The 26523-nt window shown below is 71.2% G+C and carries 21 protein-coding genes and 1 pseudogene; 16 read left to right on the forward strand and 6 right to left on the reverse strand.

Going from position 1 to position 26523, the window contains the following annotated elements; translation table 11 throughout:
* Positions 1-27: 27 nt before the first annotated feature.
* Together WBG99_RS26885 and WBG99_RS26890 are read right to left on the reverse strand one after the other, a co-directional pair.
* Positions 28-1188: pseudogene (locus WBG99_RS26885) on the reverse strand (YhgE/Pip family protein); the annotation flags it as partial.
* Positions 1189-1212: 24 nt separating this feature from the next.
* A complete protein-coding gene (locus WBG99_RS26890) occupies positions 1213-2148 on the reverse strand; it encodes an ATP-binding cassette domain-containing protein (protein WP_338898761.1) in 936 nt (311 codons plus the stop codon).
* A gap of 177 nt (positions 2149-2325) precedes the next feature.
* On the opposite strand from WBG99_RS26890, the gene WBG99_RS26895 reads away from it, so the two are divergent.
* From WBG99_RS26895 to WBG99_RS26905, 3 genes are all read left to right on the forward strand, one after another.
* A complete protein-coding gene (locus WBG99_RS26895; RefSeq protein WP_338898762.1) occupies positions 2326-2868 on the forward strand; it encodes an SAV_6107 family HEPN domain-containing protein in 543 nt (180 codons plus the stop codon).
* Positions 2869-3097: 229 nt separating this feature from the next.
* Complete coding sequence (locus tag WBG99_RS26900; protein WP_338898763.1) at positions 3098-3826, forward strand: methyltransferase; 729 nt, start codon at positions 3098-3100, stop codon at positions 3824-3826.
* Between the two features lie 288 nt (positions 3827-4114).
* The gene (locus WBG99_RS26905) at positions 4115-4516 is read left to right on the forward strand and encodes a DUF3040 domain-containing protein (protein ID WP_338898764.1); all 402 of its coding nucleotides are present in this window, start codon (positions 4115-4117) and stop codon (positions 4514-4516) included.
* A gap of 296 nt (positions 4517-4812) precedes the next feature.
* On the opposite strand, the gene WBG99_RS26910 is transcribed toward WBG99_RS26905, so the two are convergent.
* The 4 genes from WBG99_RS26910 to WBG99_RS26925 form a co-directional block, all read right to left on the reverse strand.
* Positions 4813-7350, reverse strand: coding sequence for a DUF3488 and transglutaminase-like domain-containing protein (locus tag WBG99_RS26910; protein WP_338898765.1), 2538 nt, complete (start codon positions 7348-7350; stop codon positions 4813-4815).
* The gene (locus tag WBG99_RS26915; protein ID WP_338898766.1) at positions 7347-8705 is read right to left on the reverse strand and encodes a DUF58 domain-containing protein; all 1359 of its coding nucleotides are present in this window, start codon (positions 8703-8705) and stop codon (positions 7347-7349) included. The genes WBG99_RS26910 and WBG99_RS26915 overlap by 4 nt, the downstream gene beginning before the upstream one ends.
* Complete coding sequence (locus WBG99_RS26920) at positions 8702-9742, reverse strand: MoxR family ATPase (protein ID WP_338898767.1); 1041 nt, start codon at positions 9740-9742, stop codon at positions 8702-8704. The genes WBG99_RS26915 and WBG99_RS26920 overlap by 4 nt, the downstream gene beginning before the upstream one ends.
* Positions 9743-10026: 284 nt before the next feature.
* The gene (locus WBG99_RS26925) at positions 10027-10572 is read right to left on the reverse strand and encodes a carbonic anhydrase (protein WP_338898768.1); all 546 of its coding nucleotides are present in this window, start codon (positions 10570-10572) and stop codon (positions 10027-10029) included.
* Positions 10573-10899: 327 nt separating this feature from the next.
* On the opposite strand from WBG99_RS26925, the gene rsmH reads away from it, so the two are divergent.
* The 13 genes from rsmH (at position 10900) to WBG99_RS26990 (ending at position 26480) form a co-directional block, all read left to right on the forward strand.
* A complete protein-coding gene (gene rsmH, locus WBG99_RS26930) occupies positions 10900-11856 on the forward strand; it encodes a 16S rRNA (cytosine(1402)-N(4))-methyltransferase RsmH (protein ID WP_338898769.1) in 957 nt (318 codons plus the stop codon).
* 111 nt (positions 11857-11967) lie between these two features.
* Entirely contained in the window at positions 11968-12525 is a 558-nt protein-coding gene (locus tag WBG99_RS26935; protein WP_338898770.1) for a hypothetical protein, read from the forward strand.
* Between the two features lie 191 nt (positions 12526-12716).
* Positions 12717-14498, forward strand: coding sequence for a penicillin-binding protein 2 (locus tag WBG99_RS26940; RefSeq protein ID WP_338900505.1), 1782 nt, complete (start codon positions 12717-12719; stop codon positions 14496-14498).
* A gap of 263 nt (positions 14499-14761) precedes the next feature.
* Positions 14762-16288, forward strand: a complete 1527-nt coding sequence (locus tag WBG99_RS26945; protein ID WP_338898771.1) for a UDP-N-acetylmuramoyl-L-alanyl-D-glutamate--2,6-diaminopimelate ligase — start codon at positions 14762-14764, stop codon at positions 16286-16288.
* A gap of 4 nt (positions 16289-16292) precedes the next feature.
* On the forward strand, positions 16293-17714 hold the full coding sequence (gene murF, locus WBG99_RS26950) for a UDP-N-acetylmuramoyl-tripeptide--D-alanyl-D-alanine ligase (RefSeq protein ID WP_338898772.1): 1422 nt from the start codon (positions 16293-16295) through the stop codon (positions 17712-17714).
* On the forward strand, positions 17711-18784 hold the full coding sequence (mraY, locus tag WBG99_RS26955) for a phospho-N-acetylmuramoyl-pentapeptide-transferase (RefSeq protein ID WP_338898773.1): 1074 nt from the start codon (positions 17711-17713) through the stop codon (positions 18782-18784). Before murF ends, mraY begins: the two co-directional genes overlap by 4 nt.
* Positions 18766-20193 carry a UDP-N-acetylmuramoyl-L-alanine--D-glutamate ligase gene (gene murD, locus WBG99_RS26960; protein WP_338898774.1) on the forward strand — a complete coding sequence of 476 codons (1428 nt, stop codon included), beginning with the start codon at positions 18766-18768 and terminating at the stop codon, positions 20191-20193. Before mraY ends, murD begins: the two co-directional genes overlap by 19 nt.
* Before the next feature lie 100 nt (positions 20194-20293).
* Positions 20294-21643, forward strand: coding sequence for a putative lipid II flippase FtsW (gene ftsW / locus WBG99_RS26965; RefSeq protein WP_338898775.1), 1350 nt, complete (start codon positions 20294-20296; stop codon positions 21641-21643).
* Positions 21644-21649: 6 nt separating this feature from the next.
* The gene (gene murG / locus WBG99_RS26970; protein ID WP_338898776.1) at positions 21650-22738 is read left to right on the forward strand and encodes an undecaprenyldiphospho-muramoylpentapeptide beta-N-acetylglucosaminyltransferase; all 1089 of its coding nucleotides are present in this window, start codon (positions 21650-21652) and stop codon (positions 22736-22738) included.
* 24 nt (positions 22739-22762) lie between these two features.
* A complete protein-coding gene (locus WBG99_RS26975; protein WP_338898777.1) occupies positions 22763-23560 on the forward strand; it encodes an FtsQ-type POTRA domain-containing protein in 798 nt (265 codons plus the stop codon).
* A gap of 279 nt (positions 23561-23839) precedes the next feature.
* Positions 23840-25030 (forward strand): cell division protein FtsZ, encoded by a 1191-nt coding sequence (gene ftsZ / locus WBG99_RS26980; RefSeq protein WP_338898778.1) that lies wholly within the window; start codon positions 23840-23842, stop codon positions 25028-25030.
* Positions 25027-25755 (forward strand): peptidoglycan editing factor PgeF, encoded by a 729-nt coding sequence (pgeF, locus tag WBG99_RS26985; protein WP_338898779.1) that lies wholly within the window; start codon positions 25027-25029, stop codon positions 25753-25755. The genes ftsZ and pgeF overlap by 4 nt, the downstream gene beginning before the upstream one ends.
* A gap of 5 nt (positions 25756-25760) precedes the next feature.
* Entirely contained in the window at positions 25761-26480 is a 720-nt protein-coding gene (locus WBG99_RS26990) for a YggS family pyridoxal phosphate-dependent enzyme (RefSeq protein WP_338900506.1), read from the forward strand.
* Positions 26481-26523: the final 43 nt, after the last annotated feature.

Raw genomic sequence — 26523 nt, forward strand, 5'->3', positions numbered from 1 at the left:
TTGTCACAGGAACCGTACGGTGCTCGGTCACAGACTCAACTCCGGGTGCAGTCGGTCCAGGGTCCACACCTGCTTGCGGCGGGCGGACAGGGCGGTCAGCGCGAGGGCGCCGACGGTGGAGGCCACCAGCACCGCGCACGCCAGCCAGACCGGGCCCGGACCGCCGCCCGTGATGAGCCGGCGCAGGGCGTCCACGACATGACTCATCGGCAGGAAGGGGTGAACCGCGTTGAAGAAACCGGGACTGGTCTGCACGGGGTACGTGCCGCCCGCGGACGTCAACTGGAGCATCAGGAAGGCGAGGACGAGGATCCGGCCCGCCGCCCCGAAGCGCGCGTTGAGCCACTGCACGATCGCAGCGAAGCACGCCGTCACCAGGAACAGGAAGCCCACCGTCCCGGCCGCCCTCACCATCTCCAGCCCGACCGCCCAGTGGAGCACCGCCATCAGCGCGGCCGTCTGCAGCACGCCCAGCGCGGCCACCGGCAGCCATCCCGCCAGCGCGATCCGCCACGCCGAGGCACCCGCCGCGAGGGCCCGCCGGTTGAGCGGCTGGATCAGCATGTACGCCACCATCGCGCCCACCCACAGGGACAGCGGGATGAAGTACGGGGCGAACCCGGTGCCGTAGTTGGGCGCCTTGTGCAGGTCCCTGGTGGCCAACTGCACCGGGTCGGCCATCACTTCGGTACGCCGGTCGCGGTCCCGCTCGTCGTGGTCGGGGATCTGCCCGGCCCCGTCGCGCAGACCGCCCGCGAGCTTCCCGGAGCCGTCGGCCAGCTTGTACATGCCGCCCTTGAGACCGACCGCGCCCGTCTTCAGGTCGTCGACACCTGTGTCGAGGTCCTCCGCACCGGTCTTGGCGGTGCCGAGGCCGGTGTGCAGCGCCCTGGCCCCCTTGGCGACCTTCGCGGCGCCCTTGTCGAGCGCGTTCACCCTGGCGACGGCGTTGTCGAGGTCCGTGGAGAGGGTGGGCGCCGCCTCGGCGAGGGCGCGGGCCTGCTTCTCCAGGGTCTCCAGGTCCTTGTCTAAGGCCTTCATGTCACCGTCGTAGTTCTTCACCACGGTGTTGAGGTCCTCGGCGAGCACCGCCGCCTCCGCCGCCGCGTCCTTGGCCTTCTTCAGGTCCGCGCAGGCCGCGTCGGGCAGCACGGCCTCCTCGCAACGCCGCCGGTGGACGTCGTCCACCTCCCCCGGCCGAACCGCCTGAGCTCAAGCGCGGCGAGTCCCGGCGATCGCATCGGCCGCCTCCTTGTCGTCGTGCCGGTCGGACTTGTCGTGCCGGTCGGCCCCGTCGGTCCTACGGGTCTGGTCGGGCTTGTCGGCCTGGGCGGCTTGGTCGTCGGCCTCGGTGCTGCGGTGGGGCTCGGGAGCGGGGGCGGGGGCGGGCGCTTCTGGCTCATCCGCCACGTCCGCACGCGCGCGTGCCGCTCCGTCCGGCGCCGTCGACACGACGACGGCCCTCTCCGGGGCCTCGCTGCACACCGCCACGACCGTGATCCCGGACTCGGTGAGGGACCGCAACAGGGCCCACGCCTCGGCCCGTTCCGCGTCGGAGAGCTTCAGATCGGTGTCGTCGACGCCCAACAGCCGGGGCCGGCCGATGAGGGCGAGGGCGAGGGACAGCCGCAGCGCCTCCAGCCGCTCCAGGTCGCGTACGGCGGTCCGGGAACCCTTGGGCAGGGCCTCCCGGTCGAGCCCGGCGGCGGCCAGGGCGGTGTCGATACGCAGCTTCGCCTCGGCCGCCCGCTCGGCGGGGGTCCGCAGCAGGCCGCGCAGGGAGCCGTCGAACCGCCGCTGGAGCAGCGCCCGTTCGCGCAGATGCTCCCCGACGGTCAGGGCGGGGTCGAGGTCGGTCACACCGGGGACGTGGGCGAGGGCGCTGATCCGGCGCACGGCCGCCATCCGCTTCGGCAACCGGAGGGAGCCGACCGTGGCGTGGCCCTCGCTCGGCTTCATCCGCCCGGTGAGCGCGAGCAGCAGACAGGTCCGGCCCGACCCGGACGTCCCCTCGACGGCGATCAGCGAGCCGGCCTCGGCGTCGAACCCGACACCCCGGAACGCCCAGCCGCGCGGTCCCTTGAGCCCGAAGCCCTCGGCACCGACGGCGACCCCGGCCCCGACGGACGCCGCCCGTGGCTCGTCCATGTCCCCCCTCCAGAACTCTCCCGAATCTTGAACTGACTGGTCAGTGCAAAACTACTCCGAACCTCCGATCGAAACAAAAGGCCAGGTCAGAACGGATTGTCAGTGGCATAACGCACGATGAGCACATACGGCACCCCGTGTCAGGAGTGCCGTCACGAAGACGACAGGAGGTTCGTCATGGCCAGCTATCCCGCAGCAGCCGCCAACCGGCGCCGCGCCACCGGCCCTGCCCCCTCACTGACGGGCCCGGCGAGCGACGTGCACCCCGTGCTGCGCCGGGCGACGGCCCCGCCCGCCGCCCTCGACCTGCTCGCCCAGGCCCGCGCCGGACTCGACGAGGCGTCCGGACTTCACACGCCCAACGAGCGGTATGCCACGGCCCACCTGGCCGCCCTGCGCACCGCCGCCGCGGTGCTCGCCGCCCGGGGCCGACCGGAGTCCACCCCGAAGCGCCGGGCCAAGATCCGGAGCGCTTGGGAAGTGCTCCCCGAAATGGCGCCCGAACTCGCCGAGTGGAGCGCACTGTTCGCCTCAGGCGCCGCCCGCCGGGCGCGTGCCGAGGCGGGCATACAGGGCGCGGCGACCGCGCGCGACGCCGACGACCTCATACGTGACGTGGCGATGTTCCTGCGCCTCGTCGAGCGGATGCTGGTGCTCCAGCCGGTGCTGCCACAGCCCCGGCAGGACGGCGGCGACCCGGGGGTCCCGGACGCGGGCTGAGCGACCGCCCCGCGCCGCCCATTAGGGTTGGGGCATCAGCACCCTCCGTCACGGCCTCCGGGCCCCGGCGGAGACGCAAGCCCATCGCTCCGCCGCACACCAGGCGGTGCCGCGCCGAGGAGTCAACTGCCGTGTCGGACCCGATGCGCCCGCCCGTCTCCCCCACCGCCCTCGGACCACGTCGCCGCGCTCCGAGCCCTCCCGATCTCGCGCCTCACTTCGTACCGCCGTGGTCTGGGAGGTCCTCCAGGGCGCCCTCGACCGCCGGGTGAAGGCCACGGGGCGAGAGTCGCTCGACGTGCTGGACACCGGGGGCGGCAGCGGCAAGTTCGCGGTGCCCGTGGCCCGCCTCGGTCACCGTGTCACCGTCGTCGACCCCAGCCCGAACGCGTTGTTCGCGCTGGAGCGCCGAGCCGCCGAGGCCGACGTAGCCGACCGTGTGCGGGGCGTCCAGGGAGACGTGCACGGCCTCTTCGACGTCGTCGAGCGCGGCGGGTACGACGCCGTGCTGTGCCACGGCGTGCTGGAGTACGTGGACGACCCCGCCGAGGGCATCGGCAACGCGGTCGCCGCGCTGCGCCCCGAGGGGGTGCTCAGCCTGCTCGCCGCCGGCCTGGGCGGCGCGGTGCTCGCGCGGGCCCTCGCCGGGCACTTCAAGGAGGCCCGGCAGGCGCTCGACGACCCGAACGGACGCTGGGGCGAGGGTGATCCGGTCCCGCACCGCTTCACCGTCGAGCAGCTCACCGCGCTCGTCGAGGGCGCGGGCCTTGCGGTCGCCGCCGTGCACGGCGTCCGGGTCTTCGCCGACCTGGTGCCCGGCGTCCTCGTCGACACCGAAACCGGCGCGCTGGACGCCCTGCTCAAGCTGGAGGCCGCCGCCGCGGAACTGCCCGCCTTCCACTCCGTGGCCACGCAACTTCACGTGCTGGGCGAGACAGGAGGGGCCACCGAGGCCTGAGCCGGCTCCGGAGTCGAACGAGGGTGACCCGCTGATCAGGGGATCGGCGGCGGATGGAGTACGCCACAGGCCCCCCGATCGGACGCTCGGAGCCGTATGATCGAGGGAGACCGTCCGGCATGACGGACCGTTCGCTGGGGAATCCACACCTCAGCGAGTCGGGGTTGCCATGGCGGGTTCCGGTTGGCGGATTGGCGTAGAGGGGCGGGTTTCAAGGGGGCGATTCCCTGCCTATCCTGTAGAGGACCCCCCGGGTCGCTCCGGCGACCGCACGATGAGGAGGACTCCGTGCCGCTCTCAGAGCACGAGCAGCGCATGCTCGAGCAGATGGAGCGAGCGCTGTACGCCGAAGATCCCAAGTTCGCGTCAGCGCTCGAGGGAAGCGGACTGCGTACGTACACCCGGCGGCGGGTCTACCAGGCGGTCGCGGGCTTTCTGGTGGGTATCGCGCTCCTCATGGCCGGAATGGTCGCACAGCAGATCTGGGTCAGCGTGGTGGGATTCCTCGTCATGCTGGGCTGCGCGGTGCTCGCCGTCACCGGTTGGCGCAAGGCCCCCAAGCCGGGTGAGCAGCCCACCGGTGCCACAGGCTCCGCCGGTACTCGTCGTCAGGCACGACAGCGCCGCTCCATGATGGACCGAATCGAACAGCGCTGGCAGCGCCGTCGTGACGAGCAGGGCGGCCACTGAGCCCGCCGGATCGTCGATCCGACAGCCGCAGCCGAAGACGGACGAAGGGTGACCACCCAAAGGGCGGTCACCCTTCACGCACACCCGGAATTCGAACAGCCGCGCCGCTTCGAACCGTGGCCGCCGGGGATGTCGCAGCGTCGTTCCGCGGGGGCGACTGAGCCGCACGGCTGGCGGGAAGGCAGCTGAGCGCGGCGGCTGTGCGGTGAGTGAGCCGGGAGCCGGGTACACGCTCCTCCCCTGTATGCGTCTGCCCCCGCCGGGCGAACCCGGCGGGGGCAGACGCATACAGGGTCTCAGCTGTTCTGGCCGCCGCCCGTCGAGGGGCGGCGCCAGGGCGGGCGCAGTGTCGGGACACGGGTCAGCAGCTCGTCCCTGGTCCGGGCCCAGCGGGCGGATGCGGCCCAGGCCACCCTGATGGTCGAACGCGGCAGCAGGAGTGCCCGGAGCCTCGTCCGACGGCCGGCGTGCGCCCGCAGGCCGGCCCCGACATGGTGCGCGTCCCGGGCCAGGCCCGCCGGGATCAGCGGACGCGGAGCGAAGAGGACCTGCTCCACCGCCGCCGCCACCCGGTGCACCGCCTCCGCGGCCGATGGTTCGAGCTGACCGAGCCGCACGATCCGCGCGGCGGCCTTGCGGGGCGTCTGCGACTCGTCCGGCGCGACCCCGTAGTCCCACGCCGTGTCGGTCACCTCCTGCCAGGCGGCCAGCGCATGCGCCGCCGCAGCCTCCGTACGGCCGTACGCGGTGGCTCTGCCCGGCGGTGCCTGGGAGCCCTTCGGTTCGCCACTCTCGTCGGTCACCCCCCGCGCGGCAGCCGCCCCAGGCGCCGCCTTCGGCAGCGTGCCGTCGTGCGCGCCCAGCCGCACGGACCGGACCCGCAGCCGCCACAGCATCGGCAGCAACGGAATCGCCAGCGCCAGCAGCGCCCCCGGCAGGATCAGCAGGGCCCAGGGCGAGAAGAACAGCAGACCCCAGAGGGAGCGCTCGCTTTCGTCCGAGCCCGCCACGGCCGCCGCGGACTCGCTCGCACAGCCCTCCAGCCTCACCTCCTGGGGCGTGCAGCCCTCACTCGCCGACGGCGCGGTGGACGGCGCCGTGGACGCCGACTGCGAAGGCCGGGGCACCTCGGGCAGACCGCCCGTACCGGAATCCTCCGGCACCGTGTACTGCGGCGTCGTGCCCCGGTTGGGGGTCGGCTCGAAGCGGGTCCAGCCCACACCCTCGAAGTACAGCTCCGGCCAGGCGTGCGCGTCGCGCAGCCCCACCGACATCGTGCCGTTCGTCTGCGGGGTGCCGGGCGTGAAGCCCACGGCCACCCGGGCTGGTATGCCCAGCGTGCGGGCCATCGCCGCCATCGCGAAGGAGAAGTGGACGCAGAAGCCCTCCTTCTCCTGCAGGAACCGGGCTATCGCCCGCGAACCAGTGCCGACCCGCACCTCGGTGTCGTACGTGAACTCCCCGCTGAAGGCGAACCAGTCCTGGAGCTTCACGGCCCGCTCGTAGTTGTTCGCCGAGCCCTTGGTGACCTCCCGCGCCGTCCGCGCCACCACCGACGGCAGCGAGGCGGGCACCTTGGTGTACTCCCGCCGCAGGGACGGCGGCGGCTCCGGCGCCGAGGCCAGCTGGTCCGCAGTCGGCTGCACGATCAGACTCTCGACCTTGTACTGAGCGCCCCTGGTGTTCTGGTCGTGGTCACCGACGAGGGTGCGCCCCACGGGCTCGTACCGCCAGTCGCCGTCGATGTCCACACCGGTCACCGGATACGGCATCGGCAGCCAGTCCTGCTCGTAGTCGCGCGCCGCGACGATCCGCGTCTCGATCGAGCTCCGCCTGACGTCGGAGGCGAGGCCGATCGGTGTGCCGAAGTCGTCCGGGACCTCGGTGATGGCACGCTCGGTCGGCTTCCAGGAGGTGCCGTCGAAGTCGTCAAGGGAGACGATCCGCAGGTACATCTCCTGCACGTTGTCCGTGTTGGTGCGGTAGGAGAGGACCTGGCGGTCCTCGTCGACGTTCAGGCTGTCGCGCAGCGACACCAGGGGGTTCACCGCGGAGATCGTGCCGCCGCCACCCGAGCCCCTGCCGAGTCCGGCGCCCGCGCCGGCCAGCAACCCGCCGTCGAGGGAGGGCAGCCCGAGCGGCACCACCAGGGCGATGCCCAGCGCGACGGCGCCGATGCGCCGCCCCGTTCGCACCGGGGCCACGGCGCCGTTCGCCGACTCCGCGCGCAGGCCGTGCGGCGCGCCGCCGAAGATCCGGCCCCACTGCGAGAGCCGGTCGCGGCTCTCGGTCAGGAGCAGCAGCAGATAGCCGGCGGACGCCAGCACGAACCACAGCCACGCGGCACCGTCGGAGAGCCCGGCGGCGACCGAGTACAGCGCGAGCAGCGGCAGTCCGGCCGGGGCCGCGCTGCGGAACGTCACCGCGAGCGCGTCGACCATCAGGCCGATCACCAGCACCCCGCCGATGATCATCAGTCGGATGCCCTCGCTCAGCGGCGCCGGTATGGCGTACCGCCCGACGTCCTCGGCGCCGGTCTGCAGCAGGGTCGCGAAGTGCTGGAACACCTCCGGACCGGGGACGATCCAGGCCACCGCCTGCTGCCGGGCGAAGACCAGCGTCAGCATCATCAGTGTGACCAGCGCCTGCGCGGCCACGGTCAGCGGCCGGGCCAGCGGGACCCGCCGGGTGAGCGCTCCCACTCCGGTCTGCACGCCCAGCATGAGGGCCACCTGGAGGATCCAGGTCGCCGGATCGACCAGCGGCAGCAGCGCACACGCCGCCATGACCGTGGCGGCCCAGGCGCACAGCGCCAGCCTCGCCCGCCCGCTCATGACCGCCCCTCCCTACCGCCGCCGGACAACACGCCGGTGCGCTGTCGGCCCGCCTGGCGCCACAGATCCGTCAGCGAGGCGCCGCGCGGCACGGTCAGCGCCGTCCAGCTCGCCTCCCGCAGCAGACGCAGCGACTCCTCGCCGGCGCCCCCGGCACCGGGCACCTCGCCCGGTTCGGTCGTCCACGTCTCGCTGTCCAGCAGGAAGGCGACCGCCCCGCCGCTGCGCTGACGCATCTTCCCGACCACCGTCGCCTGCTCCTCGTCGAGGTCACCGAGGAAGGCGACCAGCAGCCCCTCGTTGCCCCCGCGCAGCACGTCGTACGCGGGCGAGAGCCCGGTGCCCTCCGAGTGGTCGATCACCGCGAGGGTGTCCATCATCAGTCCGGCCGCGTCGGCGGACTCCTGCCTGGCGCCCGCGAACCCGTCCGTGCCCTCGCCGGGCACCGAGCTGCCCGTGTCCGTCAACAGCCGTACGGAGAAGCCTCGTTCGAGCATGTGCACCAGCATGGACGCGGCGCCGGAGACGGCCCACTCGAAGCCCGAGTCCGGGCCCGCGCCGAGGTAGGCCTCGGCCCGCGTGTCCAGCAGCACCGTGCAGCGGGCGCGCTGCGGCTGCTCCTCGCGGCGGACCATCAGCTCGCCGTAGCGCGCGGTCGAGCGCCAGTGCACCCGGCGCAGGTCGTCGCCGTGTCGGTAGCCGCGTGGGATCATGTCGTCCTCGCCGGCCAGGGCCAGCGAGCGCTGGCGGCCGTCGCCGTACCCCTTCGCCTCACCGCCCAGCCGCACCGGCGCCAGCGGCTCCACGCGCGGGATGACCGTCAGGGTGTCGTACGTCGAGAAGGAGCGGGTCAGCTCGCACATGCCGAACGGGTCGGTCAGGCGCAGCTGGAGCGGGCCCAGCGGATAGCGGCCCCGCAGGTCGGAGCGGACGCGGTACGACACCTCGCGTCGGCCGCCCGCCTCCACCCGGTCCAGGACGAACCGGGGGCGCGGACCGAGTACGTACGGCACCCGGTCCTGGAGCATCAGCAGCCCGGTGGGCAGCCGCGAGACGTTGTCCATCCGCAAGTGGACGCGGGCCTCGCTGCCGGCGGGCACGCGCGCGGGGGAGAGGCGGCGGCTGCCGGCGACCCGGTAGCGGGTGCGGTAGAGCACGATCGCGCAGACCAGCGGCAGCACGGCGAGCAGCAGGCCGACCCGGAGCAGGTCGCTCTGGCCGAGGACGTACGCGCAGACGGCCGCGGCCACGCCGGCGGCCAGGAAGGAGCGCCCGCGCGTGGTGAGACCGGCGAGAGCCGTGCGCAGTCCGCCCTTGTCCTGCTCCGGTGCGGGCGCCGGCCCGGCGGTGGTCATCCAAGCCTCCGCGGTGGCTGCTGCGGATACGCGGGCGCGGCGTGGACCGAACCGAAGCCGCTCTGCGGCTGGGGCGCCTGCGGTACGGGCGTGCGCTGCAGGATCTCCTGGACGACCTGCTCCGGCGTACGGCGGTTGAGCTGGGCCTGGGCGGTGGGCAGCAGCCGGTGGGCGAGGACGGCCACGGCGAGCGACTGGATGTCGTCCGGCAGCGCGTACTCCCGGCCGCTCAGTGCGGCGGTCGCCTTCGCCGCGCGCAGCAGATGCAGCGTGGCGCGCGGCGAGGCGCCGAGTCTGAGGTCCGCGTGGGTGCGGGTGGCGCCGACCAGGTCCACCGCGTAGCGCTTGACCGTTTCCGCGACGTGCACATCGCGGACGGCCTCGATCAGCTTCACGATCTCGTGCGCGTGCGCCACCGGCTGCATGTCCTCCAGCGGCGAGACGCCGCCGTGGACGTCGAGCATCTGCAGTTCGGCCTCCGGGCTGGGGTAGCCGACGGAGACCCGGGCCATGAAGCGGTCGCGCTGGGCCTCCGGCAGCGGATACGTGCCCTCCATCTCGACCGGGTTCTGCGTGGCCACCACCATGAAGGGGTTCGGCAGCTCGTACGTCTGGCCGTCGATCGTGACCTGGCGCTCCTCCAGGGACTCCAGGAGCGCGGACTGCGTCTTCGGCGAGGCGCGGTTGATCTCGTCGCCGATCACGATCTGCGAGAAGATCGCGCCCGGCTTGAACTCGAACTCCTTGCGCTGCTGGTCCCAGATGGACACCCCCGTGATGTCCGACGGCAGTAGGTCGGGCGTGAACTGGATACGCCGTACCGAGCAGTCGATGGACCGTGCCAGTGCCTTGGCCAGCATGGTCTTGCCTACGCCGGGCACGTCCTCGATCAGAAGATGTCCCTCGGCGAGCAGCACGGTCAGCGAAAGCCGTACGACCTCAGGCTTGCCCTCGATCACTCCTTCGACCGAACTGCGGACTCGCTCCACAGTGCTGGTCAGATCAGTGAGGCTCGCTCGATCGTCATAGGTCGTCACCCGGCCCTCCTCGGCCCGTTCTTTCCACGGGCCGACGCTCCGCGCGATGCGGACCGGCCCACCCCGAACACGGACACCACGTGCGGAGTGCTCCGCGTGACGTCACCCCCGCATTCTTGCTGCCGTTACCAATCCGTGTCACTCGGCTGTGGATAACCGGCCGCGATATGTCGGGTTTACAGGTCTTTTGAACGCCGGGATGCCAGGAGATTGACAGGAAACCGGGCTGCGCGGGACCGCTCCGGGGCGGTAGGAGCGGCTGGGGCATGCGGGTTCGACGGTGCTCAGGCCGGGTCGATCTCCCGGAGCAGGCCCGTCCGCACGTCGAAGACGAAGCCCCGTACGTCGTCGGTGTGCAGCAGGAACGGGTTGGTACGTACCCGCTGCATGGACTGACGTACGTCCTGGTCGACGTCCCGGAAGGACTCCACCGCCCAGGCCGGGCGCTGGCCGACCTCCGCCTCCAGCTCGGTGCGGAAGTCCTCGGTGAGGGCCTCCAGGCCGCAGCCGGTGTGGTGGATGAGGACGACGCTGCGGGTGCCGAGCTTGCGCTGGCTGATGGTGAGGGACCGGATCACGTCGTCGGTGACCACGCCGCCCGCGTTGCGGATGGTGTGGCAGTCGCCGAGTTCCAGGCCGAGTGCGTCGTGCAGGTCGAGGCGGGCGTCCATGCAGGCCACGACCGCGACCCGGAGGACGGGACGGGCGTCCATCCCGGGGTCGGTGAACGCGGCGGCGTACCGCTCGTTCGCCTCGACGAGACGGTCGGTGACAGTGCCCTCGGCTATGGCGCCTTCGGGCCCGGCGGGAAGTGCTGCGGAGGTCGTCATAGCCATGACGGTACTGGTCACGCCCGCCGAGGGCGCTTTGTGAGAGAGGACAAAGAACACCATTGAGTCTTGTTGTGAGGTAACCCACAAGGATGGCGGGATCGCGGCTGTAAGGGTGGTTTCCCCCTGTTCGCGGCTTCGCCAGAGCCAGGCGTCGCGACGCGCAGGCCGGTTGATTGACCGCGAAGGGCCGTGGACTAAAGTGACGCGGAGCGGGAGGCGAGGCTCCCCGCTGGACCGAAAACCCCAGGAGATCCGGTGACAGTCCGGCATCTCCCCGCGTGCGCGGCGCGTACGTGCGGCTCGCGCCGGACCTGAGAGGGCCCCTTGAGCAACAGCCGCCACGTTCCCGTCATGCTCCAGCGGTGCCTGGACATGCTGGCCCCGGCCCTCACGGAGCCCGGCGCCGTCGTGGTCGACTGCACGCTCGGCCTCGGCGGCCACAGCGAGGCCCTGCTCACGCGGTTCCCCGAGGCCCGGCTCGTCGCCCTCGACCGCGACAAGGAAGCCCTGCGCCTCTCCGGTGAACGGCTCGCTCCCTTCGGTGAGCGCGCCACGCTCGTGCACGCCGTCTACGACGAACTCCCCGACGTGCTCGACCGCCTGGGCCTTCCGCGTGTCCAGGGGGTCCTGTTCGACCTCGGCGTCTCCTCCATGCAGCTCGACGAGGCCGGCCGAGGCTTCGCGTACGCCCAGGACGCCCCCCTCGACATGCGGATGGACCAGACGACCGGCGTCAGCGCGGCCGAGGTCCTCAACACCTATCCGCCGGGCGAACTCGTCCGGATCCTGCGGGCGTACGGCGAGGAGAAGCAGGCCAAGCGGATCGTCTCCGCGATCGTGCGCGAGCGGGCCAAGGAGTCCTTCACCAACAGTGCGCGCCTCGTCGAACTGATCCGCGACGCCCTGCCGCAGGCGGCCAAGCGCACCGGCGGCAACCCCGCCAAGCGCACCTTCCAGGCGTTGCGCATCGAGGTCAACGGCGAGCTCACCGTCCTGGAGCGGGCGATCCCCGCCGCCGTGAAGGCCCTCGCGGTCGGCGGCCGGATCGCCGTGCTGTCGTACCACTCGCTCGAAGACCGCCTCGTCAAGCAGGTGTTCGCGGCGGGTGCCGCCACCACCGCGCCCCCCGGACTGCCCGTCGTCCCCGAGCGCTACCAGCCGCGGCTCAAGCTCCTCACCCGTGGTGCCGAACTTCCCACCGAGGAAGAGGTCGCCGAGAACCGGCGCGCCGCGCCCGCACGGCTGCGCGGGGCGGAACGCGTCCGGGAGGACGTCGCATGAGGCGCCCGAGGCGACCGCACACGGTGCGTGAAGGGGGCGGTGGGTGAGTCCGAGAAGCCAACTCGCGGGGATGGGGTGTGAGTCCGGAAAACCAACTCGCAGGGAGGGTGCGTGAGCAGGAAACCCGAACTGAGGGGCCGGGCCGCCCGTCTCGCGCGGCTTCTGCCCGCAGGACCCAAGGGGGCCGCCCGCACCCCGTTCGTCCTCTTGGTCGTCCTCCTCCTGGGCGGCGGCCTCATCGGTCTCCTCGTGCTGAACTCCGCGCTCAGCGAAGGGTCGTTCAAGCTCGACGACCTCCAGGACGACGTGAAGGGCTACACCGACGAGGAACAGGCGCTCCAGCGGGACGTGGACGCCTACTCCGCGCCCGACGCCCTCCAGCGCCGCGCCCGCGAGCTGGGCATGGTCCCCGGCGGCGACCCGGCCTTCCTGAACCCCGACGGCACCGTCAGGGGTGTGCCGGGGCCCGCCGCCCAGCAGTCCGCGGCCCGCGTACCGCTCGTCCTCGCGCCCGAGATCCTCGACCCCGGACCGCCCGAGAGCCCGCCCCCCACCCCCACCCCCTCGGTCTCTTCGGCACGGCCGCAGGCCCCGGCGCCCGCGGTCAGCCCCACCCCCACCAGCCCGTCCATACAGTCCACCCCGCTCTCGACGAACCCCGGCAGGTGACGGAAGTGGCCGATTCAGGCAGGCAGCCCCCGCGCCGCCGCGTACCCGGACCCGCCCGGCCCGTGCGCCCGAGCGGCCAGCAGCGCCGACCGGGCCCCGGGGCCCGCCCCGCCGCGCAGCGCCGCCCGAGCGCACCCCGGCAACCGGCCGCGCGCACCATCCGCCTGGGCAGCTCCCGCCCCCGGCTGCGCATGGTGAGCCTCGCGCTGACCCTGGTGTTGATCGCCTTCGTCGTACGGCTGCTCCAGGTACAGGCCGTCGACGCGAGCGAGTACGCGGCCAAGGCCGACCAGAACCGGTACGTCGGCCGGGTGCTGGCCGCCGAGCGCGGCGGGATCACCGACCGCAACGGCGTCGACCTGGCGGTCAGCACGGACGCCAACGACATCACGGCCGACCCGACGATGTTCACGCGCGAGCAGCTCAAGGTCGGCGACGGGCCCGAGCAGGCCGCCGCGCTCCTCGCGCCGATCCTCGGCGCGGACCGGGAGGCGATCACCGAGAAGCTGCGCACCAGGAACACGCGTTACGTGCTGCTGGCTCGGCGCCAGACCCCCCAGGTCTGGAACCAGATCAGCGACCTCAAGACCGCGCTCGTCAAGAAGGCCAGGAACGACAAGGGCACGGTCAACGTGCTGGCCGGCGTCTTCCAGGAGCCCAGCAGCAAGCGCGTGTACCCCAACGGCGACCTCGCCGCCGGGATACTGGGCTGGGTCAACGCCGAGGGCAAGGGCGGCGGCGGCATCGAGCAGCAGTTGAACAAACGTTTGGCGGGCAAGGACGGCAAGATCCGCTACGCCCAGTCCGGCGGCCGTCTCGTGCCCACCGCGGGCTCCACCGAGACCCCCGCCGTGGCCGGCTCCGACGTCGAGCTGACGATCGACCGCGACATCCAGTGGGCCGCGCAGAACGCCATCACCGAGCAGGTGAAGAAATCCAAGGCGGACCGCGGCTACGTGATAGTGCAGGACACCCGCACCGGCGAGATCCTCGCCATGGCCAACTCGCCCGGCTTCGACCCCAACGACCTCACGAAGGCGAACCCGGACGCCCTGGGCAACGCGGCCCTCCAGGACGCCTACGAGCCCGGCTCCACGGCCAAGGTCATGTCGATGGCCGCGGTACTGGAGGAGAGCGTCGCCACGCCGGGAACGCACGTCACCGTGCCCAACCGGCTGCACCGCGGCGACCGGCTCTTCAAGGACGACATCGACCACCCCACCTGGTACCTGACGCTCAACGGCGTGCTCGCCAAGTCCAGCAACATCGGCACCATCCTCGCCACCGGCGAACTGGGCAGGAACCAGCAGGAGTCCAACCGGATCCTCTACTCGTACCTGCGCAAGTTCGGCATCGGCAGCTACACCGGCCTCGGCTTCCCCGGCGAGACCAAGGGCATCCTCGCCGCGCCGGCCGACTGGTCGACCTCGCAGCAGTACACGATCCCTTTCGGCCAGGGCGTGTCGATAAACGCCATGCAGGCGGCCTCCGTCTACTCGACGATCGCCAACGGCGGCGTACGCGTCGAGCCCACCCTCGTACGGGGCACCAAGGGACCGGACGGTCGCTTCACCCCCGCCGAGAAGCCCGGGAAGACACGGGTCGTGAGCGAGAAGACGGCGAAGACCCTCGCCCGGATGCTGGAGTCCGTCGTGGACGACGAGGAGGGTACGGGCACCAAGGCGCGCATCCCCGGCTACCGGGTCGCGGGCAAGACGGGTACGGCCAACCGCGTGGATCCGGCCACCGGCAGGTACCGCGGCTACACCTCGTCGTTCGCCGGGTTCGCACCCGCCGACAAGCCGCGGGTCACCGTCTACTGCGCGATCCAGAACGCCACCGAGGGCAACTACTTCGGCGGCCAGATCTGCGGCCCCATCTACAAGGAGGTCATGGAGTTCGCCCTGAAGACCCTCCAGGTCCCGCCCACCGGGGCGAAGCCCGCGAACCTGCCCGTCACCTTCACGCCCTGACGTGCCCCCTGACCACATCCTGATCCACTCACTGATCAGCGCAACCAGCCAGGAACCGACTCGTGACCATGATCACTCCCGACTCCGGGAACCACACACCACCGCCCCGTTCGCACAAACCCTCGCCCACCCGTCTGCCACCACCGCCCTTGCCGGACCGCGCCCCGCGCGGGCTCCCCTTTAGCTCCGGCGGGGGTGCGCCCGGTACGCTCACCGCCGTGCCACACGCTGATCAGTCCCAAACCACCCAGAAGGACGTTCCCGTGACCTACCCGGGACCGCCCAGGCCGGCCCGCGTCTTCGCCGCACCCCTCGCGGAACTCGCCGGTCAGTTGGGTGCCGAGCGGCCGGCGGGCGCGGACACCGTCGAGGTCACGGGCATCACCCATGACTCGCGCGCCGTCCGGCCCGGCGACCTGTACGCCGCCCTGCCCGGCGCCCGCCTGCACGGAGCCGACTTCGTGACCCAGGCGGCCGGCCTCGGCGCCGCGGCCGTCCTGACCGACCCGACCGGTGCCGAGCGCGCCGCGGCCACCGGGCTTCCGGTCCTCGTGGTCGACGAACCGCGCGCGCGGATGGGCGAGCTGGCGACCACGATCTACGGCCGTCCGGGCCGCGACCTGCTCCAGATCGGCATCACCGGCACCTCCGGCAAGACCACCACCGCGTATCTCGTCGAGGGCGGTCTGAAGACCGTCCGCTCCACCGGTCTCATCGGCACGGTCGAGATGCGCATCGGCGACGAGCGGATCAAGTCCGAGCGGACCACCCCCGAGGCCACCGACCTCCAGGCGCTGTTCGCGGTCATGCGCGAACGCGGCGTCGACTCGGTCGTCATGGAGGTGTCCAGCCACGCGCTGGTCCTCGGTAGGGTCGACGGCTGCGTCTTCGATGTCGCGATCTTCAACAACCTCAGCCCGGAGCACATGGAGTTCCACTCCGACATGGAGGACTACTTCCAGGCGAAGGCACGGTTGTTCACGCCGAAACGCAGCAGGCTCGGCGTCGTCAACCTCGACGACGAGTACGGCCGCCGACTCGTCACGGAAGCGACGGTTCCGGTCGTCACCTTCTCCGCCGAGGGACACCCCGACGCCGACTGGCGTGCCGAGGACGTGGAGGTCGGCCCGCTGGACTCGACGTTCACAGCGATCGGTCCCAAGGGCGAGCGGGTCACCGCCCGGTCGCCGCTCGCGGGCCCGTTCAACGTCGCCAACGCCCTCGCCGCGATCGTCGCCCTGGCCGTGGCCGGGATCGACCCGCAGACCGCCGCCGACGGCGTCGCCGCCGTACCGGGTGTGCCGGGCCGTCTGGAACGCGTGGACGCCGGACAGCCGTACCTCGCGGTCGTCGACTACGCCCACAAGACGGACGCCGTGGAGTCGGTCCTCAAGGCACTGCGCAAGGTCACCGAGGGGCGGCTGCACGTCGTGCTCGGCTGTGGCGGCGACCGGGACCGGACCAAGCGCGGTCGGATGGGCGCCGCCATGGCACGGTTCTCCGACACGGCCGTACTCACCTCCGACAACCCCCGCTCCGAGGACCCCCTCGCGATCCTCGCGTCCATGCTCGAAGGCGCGGCCTCCGTGCCGACGCACGAGCGCGGCGAGGTCCTCCTCTTCGAGGACCGGGCCGCCGCGATCGCCGCGGCGGTGGCCCGCGCGCAGCCGGGCGACACCGTGCTGGTCGCGGGCAAGGGTCACGAGCAGGGCCAGGACGTCGCCGGCGTGGTACGTCCCTTCGACGACCGCCAGGTGCTCCGCGAAGCTATCCAGCAGACCCAGGGATGAACTTGTGATCGCCCTCTCTCTCGCCGAGATCGCAGAAGTCGTCGGCGGGCAGACGCACGACATACCGGATCCGTCGGTCCAGGTCACCGGACCGGTCGTCCGGGACTCCCGTGAGGTGGAGTCCGGCAGCCTCTTCGTCGCCTTCGTGGGCGAGCGGGTGGATGGTCACGACTACGCGGCCGCGGTCGTCGAGGCGGGCGCGGCAGCGGTGCTGGCGTCCCGTCCCGTCGGCGTGCCCGCGATCGTCGTGGCCGACGTCCAGACGGCGCTCGGCGCCCTCGCCCGCCACGTCGTGCACAGGCTCGGCGCCACCCTCGTGGCACTCACCGGCTCCGCGGGCAAGACCAGTACCAAGGACCTCCTCGCGCAGGTGCTCCGGCGCAAGGCGCCGACGGTGTTCACGCCCGGCTCCCTCAACAACGAGATCGGACTGCCCCTCACCGCGCTCAGCGCCACGGAGGAAACCCGTTTCCTCGTCCTGGAGATGGGCGCCCGCGGCGTCGGCCACATCCGGTACCTCGCCGACCTGACCCCGCCGAGGATCGGCCTCGTGCTCAACGTCGGCACCGCACACATCGGCGAGTTCGGTGGCCGGGAGCAGATCGCCCAGGCCAAGGGCGAGCTGGTGGAGGCCCTGCCGGAGGACGGCGCCGCGATCCTCAACGCCGACGACCCCCTCGTACGGGCCATGGCGTCCCGTACGAAGGCGAAGGTGATCCTCTTCGGAGAGTCCGGCGAAGCGGACGTACGCGCCGAGAACGTGACGCTCACCGACGCCGGACAGCCCGCGTTCAGGCTTCACACACCCTCCGGTGCAAGCGATGTGACCATGCGCCTGTACGGTGAGCACCACGTGTCGAACGCGCTCGCCGCGGCCGCCGTCGCCCATGAGCTGGGCATGTCCGCAGACGAGATCGCCACCGCGCTCTCCGAGGCGGGCTCCCTCTCCCGCTGGCGGATGGAGGTCACCGAGCGCCCGGACGGCGTGACGGTCGTCAACGACGCCTACAACGCGAACCCCGAGTCCATGCGAGCCGCGCTGCGCGCGCTCGCGGCGATGGGCAAGGCCACACAGGCACAAGGGGGTCGTACGTGGGCGGTGCTCGGCAAGATGGCCGAGCTCGGGGACGATTCGCTCGCCGAGCACGACGCGGTCGGACGGCTCGCCGTCCGGCTCAATGTCGGCAAGCTCGTCGCGGTCGGGGGCAGGGAAGCGTCCTGGCTCCAACTGGGCGCATATAACGAGGGTTCGTGGGGTGAGGAGTCGGTGCACGTGTCCGACGCACAGGCGGCGGTCGACCTGTTGCGCAGTCAGTTGCGCCCGGGAGACGTCGTACTCGTGAAGGCGTCCCGGTCGGTCGGGCTCGAGAGCGTGGCGCAGGCGCTGCTCGACAGCGGCGTCGAGGGTGAGGTTGCCGCCCGATGATGAACCAGATCCTGTTCGCAGGAGTCATTGGCCTCTTCCTGACCCTGGTCGGCACCCCGCTGCTGATCAAGCTGCTTGCCCGCAAGGGCTACGGCCAGTACATCCGCGACGACGGCCCGCGCACGCACGGCAGCAAGCGCGGTACGCCGACGATGGGTGGTATCGCCTTCATCCTGGCGACGATCATCGCGTACTTCCTGGCCAAGGTGATCTCGGGCCAGCCGCCGGCCTACTCCGGTCTGCTGGTGCTCGGCCTGATGGCCGGCATGGGCCTGGTCGGCTTCCTCGACGACTACATCAAGATCGTCAAGCGCCGTTCGCTGGGCCTGCGGGCCAAGGCGAAGATGGCCGGCCAGTTGATCGTCGGCATCGCCTTCGCGGTCCTCGCGCTGCAGTTCCCGGACGTCCGCGGCCAGACGCCGGCCTCCACCAAGATCTCCTTCGTGGAGGACTTCGGCTGGACCATCGGCCCGGTGCTGTTCGTGATCTGGGCCCTGTTCATGATCCTCGCGATGTCGAACGGCGTGAACCTGACCGACGGTCTGGACGGTCTCGCCACCGGTGCCTCGGTCCTCGTCTTCGGCGCGTACACCTTCATCGGTGTCTGGCAGTTCCAGGAGTCCTGCGCCAACACGGAGACCCTGACCAACCCGGCGGCCTGCTTCGAGGTACGAGATCCCCTCGACCTGGCGATCGTGGCCTCCGCGCTGATGGGCGCCTGCCTCGGCTTCCTGTGGTGGAACACCTCGCCGGCCAAGATCTTCATGGGCGACACCGGTTCCCTGGCGCTCGGCGGCGCGCTCGCGGGGCTCGCGATCTGCTCCCGCACCGAGCTGCTGCTCGCGCTCCTCGGCGGTCTGTTCGTCCTCATCACCATGTCGGTCGTCATCCAGGTCGGTTCCTTCCGCCTCACCGGCAAGCGTGTCTTCCGCATGGCACCGCTCCAGCACCACTTCGAGCTCAAGGGATGGTCCGAGGTCCTTGTCGTGGTCCGTTTCTGGATCATCCAGGGCATCTGCGTGATCGTCGGACTGGGCCTCTTCTACGCGGGATGGGCGGCCGAGAAGTGACCGACTGGCAGGGGAAGCGCGTCACCGTCGCCGGACTCGGCGTCTCCGGCATCCCGGCGGCCAAGGTGCTGCACGGCCTCGGCGCGTCCGTCACGGTCGTCAACGACGGCGCGGACGAGCGCGCCCGCGCGCAGGCCGCCGACCTGGAGGCGCTCGGCATCACCGTGCGCCTCGGCGACGGCGCGTCCCTGCCCGAGGGCACCGAACTGATCGTCACCACCCCCGGCTGGAAGCCCGGCAAGCCGCTGTTCGCCGCCGCCGCCGAAGCCGGCGTCCCCGTCTGGGGGGACGTCGAGCTGGCCTGGCGGCTCCGCGGCCCCGAAGCGGCCCCCTGGCTGGCCGTCACGGGCACCAACGGCAAGACCACGACCGTCCAGATGCTCGCCTCGATCCTGAAGGCGGCGGGCCTGCGTACGGCCGCCGTCGGCAACATCGGGGTCTCGCTGCTGGACGTCGTCCTCGGCGACGAGGAGTACGACGTGCTGGCCGTGGAGTTGTCCAGCTACCAGCTCCACTGGTCCCCGTCCCTGCGCGCCCACTCCGCCGCCGTCCTCAACCTCGCCCCCGACCACCTCGACTGGCACGGCTCCATGGAGGCGTACGCCGCCGACAAGGGCCGCGTCTACGAGGGCAACCAGGTCGCCTGTGTCTACAACGTGGCCGACAAGGCCACCGAGGACCTGGTCCGTCAGGCGGATGTCGAAGAGGGCTGCCGGGCCGTCGGATTCACCCTCGGCACGCCGGGGCCGTCCCAACTCGGCGTCGTGGACGGCATCCTGGTCGACCGCGCCTTCGTGGAGAACCGGCAGAAGAACGCCCAGGAACTCGCCGAGATCTCCGACGTCGACCCGCCGGCCCCGCACAACATCGCCAACGCCCTCGCGGCGGCGGCCCTCGCACGGGCCTTCGGGGTGCCCGCCGCGGCCGTACGGGACGGGCTGCGGGCCTTCACGCCGGACGCGCACCGCATCGCGCACGTCGCCGACGTGGACGGCGTCGCCTACATCGACGACTCCAAGGCCACCAACACGCATGCGGCGCAGGCCTCGTTGGCGGCGTACGAGTCGATCGTGTGGATCGCGGGCGGCCTCGCCAAGGGCGCGACCTTCGACGAACTCGTCGCCAGTTCTGCGAAGAGGCTGCGGGGCGTCGTGCTGATCGGCGCGGATCGCGCGCTGATCCGCGAAGCGCTCGAGCGACACGCGCCCGAAGTGCCGGTAGCCGACCTCGACCGGAACGACACTGGGGCGATGTCCGCCGCGGTCCGCGAGGCGCGGACGCTCGCGCGGGCGGGCGACACGGTGTTGCTGGCGCCGGCCTGCGCGTCGATGGACATGTTCGTCAACTACAACAAGCGCGGGGACGCGTTCGCGGAGGCCGTCCGCGAACTCGCCGCCGCGGACGGCTGACCGGCCCGCCCCCGCCTGGCGGCCGTGCCGGGTGAACTCGGGAGGGAACGCGTGACACGGATGTGGTCGTGGTCGGTGCACAGCGGGAAAGGCGTCCCCGATGCCCGGTAGCCGTACCGGCCGCCCTCCCGTCCGGCGACTCACCCGGCGGCCACCCCTGCCTCGCCCCCCGCGCGACAACCCCGTGCGGAGGCTCCACACGCGTGCGCGCAAGGCCTGGGACCGGCCGCTGACCGCGTACTACCTGATCCTCGGCGGCAGTCTGCTGATCACCGTGCTGGGCCTGGTGATGGTCTACTCGGCCTCGCAGATCACGGCCTTGCAGAAGTCGCTGCCGGGGACCTTCTTCTTCCGCAAGCAGTTCCTCGCGGCCGTGATCGGCACCGTGCTGCTTCTCCTGGCCTCGCGGATGCCGGTGAAGCTGCACCGGGCTCTGGCGTACCCGATCCTGGCCGGCTGTGTGTTCCTGATGGCGCTGGTCCAGGTGCCGGGGATAGGGCAGTCGATCAACGGCAACCAGAACTGGATCGCGCTCGGCGGCTCGTTCCAGATCCAGCCCAGCGAGTTCGGCAAGCTGGCGCTCGTGCTGTGGGGCGCGGACCTGCTGGCCCGCAAGGAGGACAAGCGCCTCCTCGCGCAGTGGAAGCACATGCTGGTGCCGCTCGTTCCGGTGGCCTTCATGCTCCTCGGGCTGATCATGCTCGGCGGCGACATGGGCACCGCGATCATTCTCACGGCGATCCTGTTCGGCCTGCTGTGGCTGGCCGGGGCGCCGACGCGACTGTTCGTGAGCGTGCTGTCCGTCGCAGGGTTCATCGGGTTCGTCCTGATCAGGACCAGCGAGAACCGCATGGCCCGTCTCGCCTGCATCGGAGCCACCGAACCCCGCACGGACGGCGCCGACTGCTGGCAGGCCGTGCACGGCCTCTACGCCCTGGCCTCGGGCGGAATCTTCGGCTCCGGCCTCGGTGCCAGTGTGGAAAAATGGGGTCAACTCCCGGAAGCGCACACCGACTTCATCTTCGCCGTCACCGGTGAGGAACTGGGCCTCGCGGGGACGCTGTCGGTGCTCGCCCTCTTCGCGGCTCTAGGCTATGCGGGTATCCGCGTGGCCGGACGCACGGAGGACCCCTTCGTCAGGTATGCCGCGGGAGGCGTGACCACCTGGATCACCGCTCAGGCGGTGATCAACATGGGTGCGGTGCTCGGTCTGCTGCCGATCGCCGGAGTCCCGCTCCCGCTGTTCTCCTACGGAGGTTCCGCCCTGCTGCCGACCATGTTCGCCATCGGGTTGCTGATCGCCTTCGCGCGCGACGAACCCGCTGCGCGGGCGGCGCTCGCCATGCGGCAACCCCGCTTTGGTAGAAAGCGTGGCGGTGGCCCTTCGGGGCCCGGGAGATGGAAAACGATGCGACGGCGTGCCTCGGCACGTTCGTCCGGAGAGCGGTGAATTTCGGTGCATGTCGTCCTCGCCGGTGGCGGAACCGCCGGTCACATCGAGCCCGCGCTCGCCCTCGCGGACGCCCTGCGCAGGCGGGACCCGACTGTGGGCATCACGGCGCTGGGCACGGAGCGCGGCCTTGAGACACGCCTCGTCCCCGAGCGCGGCTACGAACTCGCGCTGATCCCCGCCGTGCCCCTGCCGCGCAAACCCACCCCCGAGCTGATCACCGTGCCCGGCCGACTGCGCGGCACGATCAAGGCGACCGAGCAGATTCTGGAGCGCACCAAGGCGGACGCCGTCGTCGGCTTCGGCGGCTACGTCGCGCTGCCCGGCTACCTCGCCGCCAAGCGCCTCGGCGTGCCGATCGTCGTCCACGAGGCCAACGCCCGGCCGGGTCTGGCCAACAAGATCGGCTCCCGGTACGCCGCCCGGGTCGCCGTCTCCACCCCGGACAGCAAGCTCCGCGACGCCCGCTACATCGGCATCCCGCTGCGCCGCGCCATCGCCACCCTGGACCGGGCAGCCGCGCGGCCCGAGGCCCGCGCCCTGTTCGGCCTCGACCCCAACCTGCCGACCCTGCTGGTCTCCGGCGGTTCCCAGGGTGCCCGCCGCCTCAACGAGGTCGTCCAGCAGGTCGCCCCCTACCTCCAGCAGGCCGGGATCCAGATCCTGCACGCGGTCGGCCCGAAGAACGAACTGCCGCAGGTGCACCAGATGCCGGGGATGCCCCCGTACATCCCGGTACCGTACGTGGACCGGATGGACCTCGCGTACGCCGCGGCCGACATGATGCTCTGCCGCGCGGGCGCGATGACCGTCGCCGAACTCTCAGCCGTCGGGCTCCCTGCCGCATACGTCCCGCTGCCCATCGGCAACGGCGAACAGCGGCTGAACGCCCAGCCGGTGGTCAAGGCCGGCGGCGGACTGCTGGTCGACGACGCGGACCTGACCCCCCAGTGGGTCCAGCAGAACGTCCTGCCCGTGCTCGCCGACCCGCACCGGCTGTACGAGATGTCCCGCGCCGCCGGCGAGTTCGGCCGCCGGGACGCCGACGACCTGCTCGTCGGGATGGTGTACGAGGCGATCGCGTCGCGCCGTTAAAGGCGCGGCAGAAGGCAGGGGAGCGTGGCCGGACCGAGCACCGCCGAACGCGGCGCAGACGAGGATCTGGACTCCGGCCCGCTGTCGCGGCGGCGGCTGCCCGGCCCCAGGGCGCTGACCGCTGCCGCGGTCGCCCTGGTGCTGGTCGGCGGCGCCTCGCTCTGGGCCCTGTACGGCTCCTCGTGGCTGCGGGCCGAGCGGGTCTCGGTGTCGGGCACCCGGGTGCTGACCCAGGCCCAGGTGCGTGAGGCCGCCGAGGTGCCCCTCGGTGAGCCGCTGATTTCCGTCGACACGGAGGCGGTCGAGTCGAGATTGCTCCGGGAATTGCCCCGAATCGACTCGGTTGAGGTCATCCGTTCCTGGCCCCATGGAATCGGGCTGAAAGTAAGTGAACGTACTCCGGTTCTGCTTGTCGAAGCGGCCAAAAATTCGGGCAAGTACGTCGAAGTGGACGCGAAGGGTGTGCGTTTTGCCACGGTTTCGCGAGCCCCGAAGGGTGTTCCGCTCCTGCGATTGGCGGCGGCCCGGTCCGGTTCGTCCGCCGCCAGTCTGCGGCGGTTCGGCGAGGACCGGCTCGTACGGGAGGCCGTGCGGGCCGCCGGTGCCATTCCGGCCGCGATCGCGCGCCAGACCCTTGCCGTCAAGGTCCGTTCCTATGACTCCATCTCGTTGGAGTTGAGCGGAGACCGTACGGTCGCCTGGGGAAGTGCGGAGAAGGGGCGCGCGAAAGCCCGTGCGCTCACCGCCCTGATGAAAGCCGCCCCGGACGCGGGGCACTTCGACGTGAGTGTCCCCGCCGCGCCCGCGTCATCAGGGAGTTGACGCACATCCGCGCAGGCCAGCACCCTGGTTGGGCACCGCTATGGCTGATCACATAGGGTGAAAAGAAAAACGGGAGGTTCGGCGTGTTCGTTGAACGTGCGCCACTTGTCGACTTAGTGTCCTGTTCGGAAGGGTCCAAGGAACAGTCACACTGGTAACCCTAAACTTCAGCGTTAGGGTTCGGGTCGGCGTTCGGACCGTCCCACTTCGGCATCAGTCGTCGGATCGCGGGTACCCCGCGAAGCGGCGACACGTAACTCGAGGCGAGAGGCCTTCGACGTGGCAGCACCGCAGAACTACCTCGCAGTCATCAAAGTCATCGGTGTCGGCGGCGGTGGTGTCAATGCCATCAACCGGATGATCGAGGTCGGTCTCAAGGGCGTCGAGTTCATCGCCATCAACACCGACGCGCAAGCTCTGTTGATGAGCGACGCCGACGTCAAGCTCGACGTCGGCCGTGAACTCACCCGCGGACTCGGCGCCGGCGCCAACCCGGCCGTCGGCCGCAAGGCCGCCGAGGACCACCGCGAGGAGATCGAGGAGGTCCTCAAGGGGGCCGACATGGTCTTCGTGACGGCCGGTGAGGGCGGAGGCACCGGCACCGGCGGCGCGCCAGTCGTGGCCAACATCGCCCGCTCGCTGGGAGCCCTCACCATCGGCGTGGTCACCCGTCCCTTCACCTTCGAGGGCCGCCGCCGCGCCAACCAGGCCGAGGACGGCATCGCCGAGCTCCGCGAAGAGGTCGACACGCTCATCGTCATCCCGAACGACCGGCTGTTGTCCATCTCGGACCGCCAGGTCTCGGTCCTCGACGCCTTCAAGTCGGCCGACCAGGTCCTGCTCTCCGGTGTCCAGGGCATCACCGACCTCATCACCACGCCCGGTCTGATCAACCTCGACTTCGCCGACGTCAAGTCCGTGATGTCCGAGGCCGGTTCGGCCCTCATGGGCATCGGCTCGGCCCGCGGCGACGACCGCGCGGTGGCCGCCGCCGAGATGGCTATCTCCTCGCCGCTCCTGGAGGCCTCCATCGACGGCGCCCGAGGTGTGCTGCTCTCCATCTCCGGCGGCTCCGACCTCGGTCTGTTCGAGATCAACGAGGCCGCCCAGCTGGTCAGCGAGGCCGCCCACCCCGAGGCCAACATCATCTTCGGCGCGGTCATCGACGACGCGCTCGGCGACGAGGTCAGAGTCACCGTGATCGCCGCCGGGTTCGACGGCGGTCAGCCGCCGGCCAAGCGGGACAACATCCTCGGTTCGGCCTCGGCCAAGCGTGAGGAGCCGGCGCCGGCGCGGCCCGCCGAGACCCGCCCGTCCTTCGGCTCGCTCGGCAGCGTCAAGCCGAAGGCGGAGCCCGAGCCCGCCCCGGAGCCGGTGAACGACCTGCCGGTCCCGCCGCCGGTCCCGCCGTCCCGGTCCTACTCGGACAGCGCGGCGGAGGAACTGGACGTGCCGGACTTCCTCAAGTGATAGGACAGCGCGAGAACGTGAGCGGCGCGCACTTCGCCTTCACCGACCGGTGGGGCGGGGTGAGCGCCGCTCCGTATGAGGAGCTCAATCTTGGCGGGGCGGTCGGGGACGACGCCGGCGCCGTGACGACGAACCGGGAGCTGGCGGCGAAGTCGCTGGGCCTGGAGCCGGACCGGGTCGTCTGGATGAACCAGGTACATGGTGCGGACGTGGCTGTGGTCGACGGGCCCTGGGGCTCGGACGACCTCCCGTCCGTCGACGCGGTCGTCACCGCCCGGCGCGGTCTCGCGCTCGCCGTCCTCACCGCCGACTGCGTGCCCGTCCTGCTTGCCGACCCCGTCGCCGGGATCGCCGCCGCCGCCCACGCGGGCCGGCCCGGCATGGTCGCCGGAGTGGTCCCCGCCGCCGTGCGGGCCATGACCGGGATCGGTGCCGACCCCGCGCGGATCGTCGCCCGCATCGGACCCACCGTCTGCGGCCGGTGTTACGAAGTGCCCGACACGATGCGCGCCGAGGTAGCCACCGTCGAGCCGGCGGCGTACGCCGAGACCAGTTGGGGCACGCCCTCGGTCGATCTGTGCGCCGGCGTGCACACTCAGCTGGAGCGCCTCGGGGTGCACGACCGGGAACAGTCGCCGGTCTGCACGCTGGAGTCGCGCGATCACTTCTCGTACCGCCGCGACCGCACCACGGGGCGACTCGCGGGATATGTCTGGCTGGACTGATGGGCATGACGGACCGTAAGGCACAACTCGCCGCGAACCTGGCGAAGGTGGAGGAGCGCATCGTGGCGGCCTGCGTGGCCGCGGGCCGCAAGCGCGACGAGGTGACCCTGATCGTGGTCACCAAGACCTACCCCGCGAGCGATGTGCGGACCCTGTCGGAACTCGGTGTGCGCCATGTCGCCGAGAACAAGGACCAGGACGCGGCACCCAAGGCCGCTGAATGTTCAGATCTGTCTCTTGTGTGGCACTTTGTGGGGCAGTTGCAGACCAACAAGGTCCGTTCTGTGGTGCGTTACGCGGATCTCGTGCAGTCCGTCGATCGTTCCAGGCTTGTCACGGCTCTGTCGAAAGAGGCCGTTCGGGCCGGGCGTGAGGTGGGATGTCTCATCCAGGTCGCGCTCGACGCCGACGAGGGCGGCCGGGGTGAGCGAGGAGGCGTCGGGCCGGACGGAATCGAAGAGTTGGCCGAACTCCTGGCGGCGTCGCCGGGACTGCGGGTCGATGGTCTGATGACCGTCGCGCCGCTCACCGGGGAATTTGCCGGACGCCAACGGGCCGCGTTCGAGCGGCTGATGGATTTGTCGACCGACCTGCGCCGGGCCCATCCGGCTGCGAACATGGTCTCGGCAGGGATGAGTGCGGACCTCGAAGAGGCCGTGGCGGCCGGAGCGACACATGTGCGCGTCGGCACTGCGGTACTCGGAGTCCGTCCCAGGCTCGGGTAACGTCGCCAAGAAGTCGGACCACAGCAGAAAATATGGTCATTCC

Source organism: Streptomyces sp. TG1A-60 (genome assembly GCF_037201975.1).
Classification (GTDB): Bacteria; Actinomycetota; Actinomycetes; order Streptomycetales; family Streptomycetaceae; genus Streptomyces.